9 protein-coding genes and 1 pseudogene are annotated in these 9,324 nt (G+C 63.5%); 7 read left to right on the forward strand and 3 right to left on the reverse strand.

The window, feature by feature from the left end; genetic code table 11:
* Position 1: 1 nt before the first annotated feature.
* The 5 genes from VG320_RS12095 to VG320_RS12115 all read left to right on the forward strand — a co-directional run bounded on the left by VG320_RS12095 (position 2) and on the right by VG320_RS12115 (position 3,887).
* A complete protein-coding gene (locus tag VG320_RS12095; RefSeq protein WP_327200342.1) occupies positions 2-748 on the forward strand; it encodes an ABC transporter ATP-binding protein in 747 nt (248 codons plus the stop codon).
* The gene (locus tag VG320_RS12100; RefSeq protein WP_327200343.1) at positions 748-1,998 is read left to right on the forward strand and encodes an ABC transporter permease; all 1,251 of its coding nucleotides are present in this window, start codon (positions 748-750) and stop codon (positions 1,996-1,998) included. Before VG320_RS12095 ends, VG320_RS12100 begins: the two co-directional genes overlap by 1 nt.
* 95 nt (positions 1,999-2,093) lie before the next feature.
* Positions 2,094-2,849, forward strand: coding sequence for an outer membrane lipoprotein-sorting protein (locus tag VG320_RS12105; protein ID WP_327200344.1), 756 nt, complete (start codon positions 2,094-2,096; stop codon positions 2,847-2,849).
* 66 nt (positions 2,850-2,915) lie between these two features.
* Positions 2,916-3,203, forward strand: a complete 288-nt coding sequence (locus VG320_RS12110) for a hypothetical protein (RefSeq protein ID WP_327200345.1) — start codon at positions 2,916-2,918, stop codon at positions 3,201-3,203.
* 9 nt (positions 3,204-3,212) lie between these two features.
* Positions 3,213-3,887 (forward strand): hypothetical protein, encoded by a 675-nt coding sequence (locus VG320_RS12115; RefSeq protein ID WP_327200346.1) that lies wholly within the window; start codon positions 3,213-3,215, stop codon positions 3,885-3,887.
* Here the strand turns inward: VG320_RS12115 and VG320_RS12120 are convergent.
* From VG320_RS12120 to VG320_RS12130, 3 genes are all read right to left on the reverse strand, one after another.
* Complete coding sequence (locus VG320_RS12120; RefSeq protein ID WP_327200347.1) at positions 3,818-5,035, reverse strand: mechanosensitive ion channel family protein; 1,218 nt, start codon at positions 5,033-5,035, stop codon at positions 3,818-3,820. The genes VG320_RS12115 and VG320_RS12120 overlap by 70 nt on opposite strands.
* A gap of 204 nt (positions 5,036-5,239) precedes the next feature.
* A complete protein-coding gene (locus tag VG320_RS12125; RefSeq protein WP_327200348.1) occupies positions 5,240-6,049 on the reverse strand; it encodes an IclR family transcriptional regulator in 810 nt (269 codons plus the stop codon).
* A 28-nt stretch (positions 6,050-6,077) separates the two neighbouring features.
* Positions 6,078-7,208 (reverse strand): FAD-dependent monooxygenase, encoded by a 1,131-nt coding sequence (locus tag VG320_RS12130; RefSeq protein WP_327200349.1) that lies wholly within the window; start codon positions 7,206-7,208, stop codon positions 6,078-6,080.
* 327 nt (positions 7,209-7,535) lie between these two features.
* Here VG320_RS12130 and VG320_RS12135 point away from each other — a divergent pair, with 327 nt between their 5' ends.
* Both VG320_RS12135 and VG320_RS12140 read left to right on the forward strand, forming a co-directional pair.
* Positions 7,536-8,858 carry an aromatic ring-hydroxylating dioxygenase subunit alpha gene (locus VG320_RS12135; protein WP_327200350.1) on the forward strand — a complete coding sequence of 441 codons (1,323 nt, stop codon included), beginning with the start codon at positions 7,536-7,538 and terminating at the stop codon, positions 8,856-8,858.
* Between the two features lie 67 nt (positions 8,859-8,925).
* A pseudogene (locus VG320_RS12140) lies at positions 8,926-9,324 on the forward strand (ferredoxin reductase); the annotation flags it as partial.

A 9,324-nucleotide genomic window follows, 5' to 3' on the forward strand; every position in this document is an offset into this window, starting at 1 on the left:
CATGACCATACTCGCCTTGACTCAGGCTAGCGAACCGCTTGTGGAGATGCGCCAGGTCGTCAAGCGATACCAGCTTGGCGAGTCGCAGATCACGGCGCTCAGAAACGTGGATGTCTCGATCCAGGCGGGCGAGTTCGTCGCGGCGTGGGGACCGTCGGGATCGGGCAAGTCCACGTTGTGCAATCTGATTGGGCTGCTCGACACACCCACGTCGGGCACCGTGCTCTTCGAGGGGCGCGACGCGGCCACGCTCAGCGACGACGCGCGCAGCCGCGCGCGAAATCGCAAGATCGGCTTCGTTTTTCAGGGCTTCAATCTGCTGCCGGTGCTGTCCGCGCTGGAAAACGTGATGCTGCCGCTGCAGATCGGCCGACGCGCTTCGCGCGCATGTGTGGATGCGGCCGAGCGGCGTCTGGCCGATGTGGGGTTATCAGGCTTTGCCTCGCATCGCCCAAGCAAGCTCTCCGGCGGCCAGCAGCAGCGCGTGGCGATAGCGCGCGCGTTGATAGCGAATCCACGCCTTGTGGTTGCCGACGAGCCAACGGCCAATCTCGACTCGGACAACGCGCGCCGCATTATCGACCTGATGCGCAATATCAGCGAGCGCGAAGGCACGACGTTTGTGTTCTCCACCCACGACGAGCGCCTGCTGGAGCGCGTCGATCGCCGCATCATGATGCGCGACGGCGCGCTGATCGAAGACCGCATTCATAAGCCGACCGTCAACTACGCGATGGGGAGATACTGATGATGACCTGGTTCAAGCTCGCGCTCAGGAACCTGTGGCGCAACGCACGCCGTTCGCTCTTTACGATTCTCGCGATCGGCATGGGTTTTCTGGCCGTTAACACGCTGGGAGGCTTCACGCAGTACATCTTCCAGAGCCTCAAGGACAGCTATATCTACGCTGAGGCTAACGGACACCTCACGGTGTTCAAGCAGGGCTTCCTGTTGCACGGCAAGCTGGAACCCACGCGCTATCTGCTCTCGGAAGGCGATGTAAAAGCGATGCGCGCGATCCTGGCGCGTCACCCGGAAGTGCTGGTCGTCACGCCTCAGCTGCAAATATCCGGACTGCTTAGCAATGGCAAGGTATCGACAATCTTCTTTGCGCCGGGCCGCGTGCCGGGTGACATCCAGGCGATTGCCAGCCATGCGGTGGGCGTGATGGGGCGCGCGAAACTCTATGACGGCAAGCCGTTGTCCGATGCGCTGGACTACGGAATCGGCATCACGCACGGGCTTTCGCAGCAGTTGAACCTGAAGCTGGGTACGGGCGCGGTGGCGATGTCGCCGACGATTTCCGGCCAGATCAACGCGCTTGATGCGCAGATCGTGCAACTCATCGATGCACCCGACGAGGCGCTGGAAAATTCCTTCGCCGCGGTGCCGCTCAAGTTCGCCCAAAGCCTCTACGACACCACGAATGTCGATCGTCTCACCATCCTCCTGCGCGACGACACGCAAACGCTCGCGGTCCGCGCGGAACTCGAACGCGAGTTTGCCGCCGCGGGACTTGCCGTGGACGTGAAGACCTGGAACGAGCTTTCGCCGTTCTATACCAAAGTGAAGAAGATGTTCGACGTAATCTTTCTCATCACCTTCCTGATCGTATTCACGATCGTTGTCATGAGTATCGTCAATACGGTGACGATGGCAATCATGGAGCGCACGCGCGAGATTGGCACGCTACGCGCGCTGGGCGTGCGGCGGCGCGGCATTGTCGGGTTGTTTGCGCTGGAGAGCCTGATGCTGGGGATCTTCGGCGCGCTGCTTGGCGCGCTGCTCAACCTCGGCGTGTTGTGGGCGGTCGCCTGGTTCCAGCCTACATGGGTGCCGCCGCAGATCAGCCGTCAGGTGCCGCTGCAAATCTACTTCGTGCCCAGTTATTGGATCTACAGCGTTCTGGCGTTGTTGTTGCTGTCGCTGTTCGCCTCGCTGATGCCGGCACGCAAGGCGGCGCGCATGGTGATCGTGAATGCGCTCGGTTATGCCTGAAGGGCGGGAAATCGGGGAAATCGGGGAAATCGTGGGAATCGTGGGAATCGTGGGAATCGTGGGAATCGGCTGACTTTCTGGAAGGGAGTTCAATCATGGAGCGGATTATCAAGCGCATTTTCGCGCTCGCCGGACTGTTGGCCAGCCTCGCAATAGCGGCCGCGGCGCACGCATCGCTCACGCCGCACGAAATCCTCAAGGCCGCCGACGAGGCGCGCGGGAATGTGGCGGGCGTGTCCTGGCAGGTGAGCGTCCAGTCCACGGAAAACAATGAAGTCCTCGACGATATGTCGTACGAGATCAAGGCGCGTGGCTTCGACGTGTCGGGGTTGTCGCTTGCGCCGCCCAAGTATCGCGGTCAGAAACTACTGATGCTTAGCTCCAGCATGTGGTTCTACAAACCGGGCCTGTCGAAGCCCGTGCCAATTTCTCAGCGGCAGAAACTGCTGGGTGACGCCGCATACGGCGACATTGCATCGACTAACTATGCAGAGGATTACGAAGCGAATCAGCTCGCCGACGAGACCGTAGACGGGGAGGATTGCTACGTCTTCGACCTGAAGGCCAAAAACGATAAAACGACTTACGACCGCATCAAGTACTGGGTATCCAAAAAGCGCCTGCTAGGCGTCATGGCCGAGTACTACACGGTATCGGGCAAGAAGTTCAAGTCCTCGACGATGGATTATGGCAACCAGATTCGCGTCGATGGCCAGGTGCGCCCGTTTATCTCGCGCATCACCTTTCACAGCACGCTCATGAACAGCGACGTCACCTATCTGAATCTGAGCAATCCGCAGATATCGGCGTTGCCCGACTACGTGTTCGACCTGAACCTGTTCATGCGCTGAACGGGATTTGCAGGACGCGTGCGCAGCAAGAACCGCTTGAACGCCGGGCCTCTTCAGGAGCCGTTCATGGACGAGTGCATGACGCGGCAAGTGCGGCAGCTACAGCATATGCAGCTCGCGGCGGAAGTCGAGCAGTTGTGCTGCGCGCTCTTTGAACGGTGGTGCGCCCGGCGCAGCGTTGTTGCGCTCGGCTGCCTGATGCGTCACTGGCCGGTAGTTTCCCGGGCCGCGCCGGATATCCGCTGTCTTTCGGACTCGCTGGAGCAACTCGCCGTTAGCGAAGAGGACGTGCTCGATAACGAAGACCGGGAGTTGATTCTGAAAATTATCTGGATCGCGAAGACGTGCATATGAGGTGCCGCCATGACAGAAGTATTGCCGGTCGTTCCTCGCGAACCCTCAGCGCGTGGCTTTCGTGTGGATATCACGACGGGAACCTCGCCCGATCCGTGGGATGGTCACTTTTCGCGCATGCAGCGCCGGCGCGTACGCGAGGCGATTGGCCTGGGTCCCGATGCAGTGCTAGTCACCGCGAATCTGGACCGCTTGCTGGGCGATGACGCATTGTCGGAGCGCGACGCGATGGAGCGGCTGGTCCGGATGCCGTGCGGCCATTTTGTCCTGCACGGCAGTATCTGGACTTTGCGCAGCGCCTGGTTCAGGCAGCTCGCGAAATGTCATGGCAAGCGCTTGATCTACGCTGGCGCGTCGCGGACGGTCTATGAGGATATTCGCCTGATTGCCGCGACGGACCTGCTGCTGGACGGGCCGGGCGAAACGGCGTTGTTCGCCGGAGATACACGGCTCATGCGCACGATGGCGCTGGGCAGCGCGTTCGACGGTGATGTGAGGCGCTTGTTGCTGGATCGCGTCGGCGCGTTGAGCGAAATGCCATACGCCACAGGCAAGCTGATGCGTGACGAACTCGACCGCCTCGCCGACAAACGACTGAAGGCCGCAGCGGCAGATCAACGCTGCCGCGACGACGTGTTCCGCTCCTGCCAGCAGCGCAACCCAAACAGGGGCACCAGCCCATAAGCGTGATCGAGCATGTCCGACTGCAGGGCTTCGTACGCTTCCCAGCGCGTTTCGTCGAGGTAGAGAAATATTTCGAGCGCAACCACGGGCTCGCTGGATTGCACCTGGCGTATGACAACCGGCATGTCGTGGCGGACCGCTGGATGGTCGCGAAAATACGCGTTCAGGTGGAGGCGATAGAGGCCCAGATTCGTGCGGCGCGTCTCGCCGGGTGTCACTTCCACCGGTGGCCGTCTGCCGTCGTCATTGTTGTTCAACTGGCCAGGCAGCGCGGCATCGGCAAAGCGTACCGTGTCGGCATCGAAATGGATCGCGTGTTTGACACGCCGGGCGCCAGACTCGCTCATCCCGCGCCAGTTTTTCACGCTATTCGTCAGCAGTACATAGCTTGGCAGCATGACGATCGAATTGTCGAAGTTGCGGACCTTGATGGTGTTCAGTGCGATGTCGATCACGGTGCCGTCGGCGACGTAGCCTTGGACTTCAATCCAGTCGCCTACCCGCACCATGTCGTAGACGGTGAGCTGGATACTGGCTACAAAGCCAAGCAGCGAGTCGCGGAAAATGATGATGAGTAGCGCCGTCATCGCGCTGAGACCCGTCAGGAAATAGGCCGGCGAGCGTTCCAGCAGAACCGAGATCGCGGCGATCAGCGCGATCACATAGAGCACGATCGTTGCCGTCTGCAGGAAGCTTTTGATTGGGCGCTCGCTCGCCGAAGGAAAGTGGCTGTAGCGTTCGCCGACGCTATTGAGGAAGGCCAGCGCGGCCCGCAGCAGCGTGTACACCATGTAGCACGCCGCGAGTATGGCCAGGGGGTGCCCGAGTGCCGAGACGAAGGGGAACGTGAGACCCGAAAGCAGCGGGGCGGCCGCATAGACGATCAGGGCGGGCACGAGCGGCGCGAGCCGGTGAAACACCTTGTGGGATTGGGCGGCGCGCAGCCATTTTCGGTGCGGCTGGCGCGCAAGGCGGCCCACGATCGTCAGCATGACCGCGCGCGTGAGGTAGTAGCAGATCGCGCTGGCCAGCAGAATGGCGAGCAGCAGGGCGACCACCAGCAGAACCGCGACGAACGTGCTGTCGGTATAGACGTTGACGTGATGCCAGTCCGGGCCACCCTCGATACGCAGCGCCTTGTCGAACATGCGTTCCTCCAGTGCCGGAAAACGGTCCGCCCGGCTCAGTGGCCGGCCTGTGCGCGCCTAAAGCCTGCTTACAACGTGCCCCGCCGCAGCGTACGCTCAGGCGGCCAGTTGCACCAGCGCTGCCGCCAACGCAATGTGCGTCGGCTAACACAAGCTGGCTGCTGGTGGGGGATAACGGGCGCTACTGGGCGCTAACGGGCACGCTTAAAAACTCGCGCGCGAAAGCGTATCGGCGGCGCTCTTCACGCTGGCTTCCACACGCGCACGCAGGTTTTCGTCCGCCAGAAAGGCGGTATTCGGCCCGGCCACGCTAAGCGCCGCGAGCACCTCGCCGCGTGCGTCGCGTACCGCCGCCGCGCACGAATCGATGCCCGCTTCGAGGCCGGAAAAGCTCCACGCGCAACCGTTCGCGCGCACGCTGTCGAGCGTGGCCGCAAGCGCCGTCCAGTCGGCCGGACGCGCGCTTGCGCTCTGTTGCGCGTAGCGTGCGTGCAGCGCGTCGTCGGGCAGGTGCGCGAGCATCGCGAGGCCCGGCGTCGCGCGATGCGCGGGCAAGCGGCTGCCCGTGCGGATGCGCGTGACGAGCGGGGTGTCCGGCGTCTCGCAAAGCAGATAAACGATTTCCGCCCCCTCGAGCACGGCGAGGAACGCCGAAAGCCCGGTGCGCGCGACCAGTTCCGGCAGGACCTGGCGCGCGCGCGAGGTGAGATCCGAAGCGCCCAGCGCGCTTGCCGCAAGCGTCAAAAACGGCAACGCCAGCCGATGCGCGCCGCCGCCGGGCTGCAACTCAATGAGTTGCGCAGCTTCAAGCGAATCGAGCAGGCGCATCAGCGTCACGCGATTCACGCCGATCTGGCGCGCCACGTCGCTGAGGTTGGCGGTCGAGCCGCCTTCGGCCACGTAACGCAGCAACCGGAACGCCCGCTCGACGGGCGAGGTGGCGTCGGCAGTTTTCGCCGCTGTTTTAGCGGATTGAGCACCACTGGACTCGGGGTTCGGATATTCGTCGATCATCGGTTCTCGTTTTCGGGCTGCGCCCGCTTCAGGCGAGCGGCACGGTCCACGCATCGTAGCCATAGACCCAGTCGGCGTTGCCGCCGCTCTTGAGCCAGTTATTGCCGCGCGAGCCGATCTGGATGCGCGCCGTGCGCTCCTGACGCGCCTGCGCGTAACGCGCGAGCGCGGCCTGCAGCGCTTCGGGGTTGGCGGCGCTCACGTCGGCGAGTGCGCGGGACAGCACGACCGCATCCTCGATCGCCATGCCCGCGCCCTGCGCCATGAACGGCATCATCGGGTGGCAGGCGTCGCCGAGTAGCGTCATGCGCGCGCCGCTCCACTGCGGTAGCGGATCGCGAATATACAACGCCGAGGCCAGCACCGTGTCGCACGCGTCGAGGAGCGCCCGCGCTTCGGGGTGAAAAGCGGCGTAGGCGCGGCGCAGCGCGTCGGGGTCGCCGGGCATGGTCCAGGACTCGTGGGTCCAGTCGCCTTGCGAGGTGGTCGCGAAGATGAAGACGTCGCGGCCGCGATTGAGCGGGAAGGTGACGATCTGCAGATCGTCGCTCGGCCCCCACCATTTGACAAACGCGCCGGTGTCGCCGCTGCGCACGCGCTCGACGGGCACCACCGCGCGATACGAGACGATGCCGGTGAACTGCGGATGCTCCGCGCCGAACAGATGACGCCGAACGCCCGAATGGATGCCGTCCGAGCCGATCAGCAGATCGAACGCGTGCGTGCTGCCATCGGCGAGCGTGACGGTGGCCGCCTGCGCGTCCTGGGCAAAGGATTCGGTGCGCTTGCCCAGTTGCAACACGCCGGGTTCGAGCGCGGCTTCGAGCGCGCTCATCACGTCGGCGCGATGCATCGTCAGTTGCGGCGCGCCGTACTTGCGTTCGGCCTCGTCGGACATCGCCAGCCGCGAGGTTTCCTCGCCGGTGTCCCACATGCGGCTCACGCGCGCGCTCGGCCGCGCCGCCGTCTCGCGCAACTGCGCGCCGATGCCCAGGCCGTCGAGCGCCCGCACCGCGTTGGGCGTGAGGTTGATGTCGGCGCCCACGCGGCCAAACCTTTCCGCCTGCTCGAATACCGTCACTTCGTGGCCCACGCGGCGCAGCGCGATTGCCGCCGCCAGTCCGCCAATCCCGCCACCGATCACACCAATTTTCAGCATCGCTGTCTCGCCTCTCTTCGCCAGATTAAATCGCCGATCGTTCCTTTGAATGTTCAAAAATGAACACAAAGAACGTAAATGAACTGAAATTGTGAGGCCGGTTTATTTTGGCGGCAAGTCCCAAACGACTCGATCCGCATCGGTTGAAACCCGCATAGGCGACTCGGCAAGGCTGTGTGCAGACGAATAAAGCTGAGACGATCGGCGACTTTTTTGGATTTTGAGGCGGTTGTGCGCTCGCCATGCGTCGCCAAGAATGTGTCTCATCGACGGTCGTGCCGCAGCCCGTGCACACCGTCGCGATTCCAGACTGTGAGGACACACAACATGCTGAGCGAAGAAAAAAACCGGCTGCTGACCGAAGTCGGCCCCGGCACCCCGATGGGCGACTATCTGCGCCGCTACTGGCACCCGGTTGCGGGTGTGGCGGAATTCGACGATAAGGCCGTGCGGCCGATCCGCCTGTTCGGCGAGGATCTGGTGCTCTACAAGGATCTGAGCGGCGATTTCGGCCTCGTGCAGCGCCGTTGCCCGCATCGCAACGCCGATCTGGCGTTTGGTTTCGTCGAGCAATGCGGCCTGCGCTGCGCCTATCACGGCTGGGAATTCGACCGCAGCGGTCAATGCACGCATCAGCCTTATGAGGAGATCGTCGATGCCGAAGCGCGGCTGCGCCAGAAGACGAAGATCACCGCCTATCCGGTGCGCGCGAAGGCCGGCATGCTGTGGGCCTATATGGGCCCCGCACCCGCGCCGGAATTGCCCGACTGGGAGCCGTTTAGTTATGCGAATGGTTTTGCGCAGGTCGTGATGGCCGAGATTCCCTGCAACTGGTTCCAGTGCCAGGAAAACTCGATCGACCCGATCCACTTCGAATGGACTCACAACAACTGGACCGGGCGCCAGCAGGATAGCCATGCCGAACACGTGCCCACACATCTGCGCACGGTTTACGAGGAATTCGAATACGGCTTCGTCTACAAGCGCCTGCGGGCGCACGAGAGCGAACAGAACCCGATGTGGACGACGGGGCGCGTGACGCTGTGGCCGAACGGTTTCTATCTGGGCCATCACTTCGAATGGCGCGTGCCCATCGACGATCACAACACGCTGAGCATCCTGTGGGTGCTCAACAAGGTGCCGAAGGAGCGCGAGCCCTACGTGCAGGAGCATATTCCGGCATGGTACGGGCCGCTGCGCGACGAGCACGGCGAATGGATCACCACCCACGTGGCGAACCAGGATTTCGCGGCCTGGGTCGGGCAGGGCGCCATTACCGATCGCACCAAGGAAACGCTGGGCGCGAGCGATCGCGGCATCGTCATGATGCGCCGGCGCTTTTTCGAGGAGCTTGAAGCGGTGGCAGCGGGCAAGACGCCGAAGGGCCTCATCACCGATGCCGAAGCCAATCGCAACGTGTTCCTGCCCTCGGCGTGCCGTGAGGAGATGATGCACGGCCTCACGCGCGATGCGCTGGCCGCGCATCCGCTGCTTGGCGCCTATCTGCGCGACTTCTTCGGGCAGTATGGGCAGCCCGACGCCGTGCGCCAGGCGTACGAGGCGGCAATCGGGCAGAAGACCGAGGGCGCGCGCTTTTTCTCGGTGCACGGCGGGCGTCCCACGGACGATGCCGGCGACGAAGCGGCGTGAGGCGCATATGAACGAGCCCATCAAGGAAGCGGGCGGCGCGGGTTTGCAAGCGCAAAGGCAAACGCAGATGCAGGCGCGCGTGCGCACGCTGCGGCACGAGGCACAGCGCGTCGCGAGCATCGAACTCGTGCCGCTGGACGGAGCGACGTTTCCGGCCTTCACGCCGGGCGCGCATCTCGACGTGCATCTGCCTGACGGTCTCGTGCGCAGCTATTCGCTCGTCAACGCGCCCGAGGACGATGGGCGCTATGTGATTGGCGTGCTGCACGACGCCAATAGCCGGGGCGGCTCGCGCTGGCTGCACGAGCAGTTGCGCTGCGGCGCGACGCTGACGATCGGCGCGCCGCGCAACAATTTCGCGCTCGACGAAACGGCGGCGACGTCGCTACTGGTGGCGGGCGGCATCGGCGTCACGCCGATGCTGTGCATGTATCGCCGCCTGCGCGAGCGCGGGCGGGCGGCGCGG

Source organism: Paraburkholderia sp., assembly GCF_035948235.1.
Taxonomy (GTDB): Bacteria; Pseudomonadota; Gammaproteobacteria; order Burkholderiales; family Burkholderiaceae; genus Paraburkholderia.

Excerpts from the sequence above, each read along its gene's own strand:
- VG320_RS12095 (WP_327200342.1), top strand. The coding sequence starts at position 2 with ATGACCATACTCGCCTTGACTCAGGCTAGCGAACCGCTTGTGGAGATG.
- VG320_RS12100 (WP_327200343.1), top strand. The coding sequence starts at position 748 with ATGATGACCTGGTTCAAGCTCGCGCTCAGGAACCTGTGGCGCAACGCA.
- VG320_RS12105 (WP_327200344.1), top strand. The coding sequence starts at position 2,094 with ATGGAGCGGATTATCAAGCGCATTTTCGCGCTCGCCGGACTGTTGGCC.
- VG320_RS12110 (WP_327200345.1), top strand. The coding sequence starts at position 2,916 with ATGGACGAGTGCATGACGCGGCAAGTGCGGCAGCTACAGCATATGCAG.
- VG320_RS12115 (WP_327200346.1), top strand. The coding sequence starts at position 3,213 with ATGACAGAAGTATTGCCGGTCGTTCCTCGCGAACCCTCAGCGCGTGGC.
- VG320_RS12120 (WP_327200347.1), bottom strand. The coding sequence starts at position 5,035 with ATGTTCGACAAGGCGCTGCGTATCGAGGGTGGCCCGGACTGGCATCAC.
- VG320_RS12125 (WP_327200348.1), bottom strand. The coding sequence starts at position 6,049 with ATGATCGACGAATATCCGAACCCCGAGTCCAGTGGTGCTCAATCCGCT.
- VG320_RS12130 (WP_327200349.1), bottom strand. The coding sequence starts at position 7,208 with ATGCTGAAAATTGGTGTGATCGGTGGCGGGATTGGCGGACTGGCGGCG.
- VG320_RS12135 (WP_327200350.1), top strand. The coding sequence starts at position 7,536 with ATGCTGAGCGAAGAAAAAAACCGGCTGCTGACCGAAGTCGGCCCCGGC.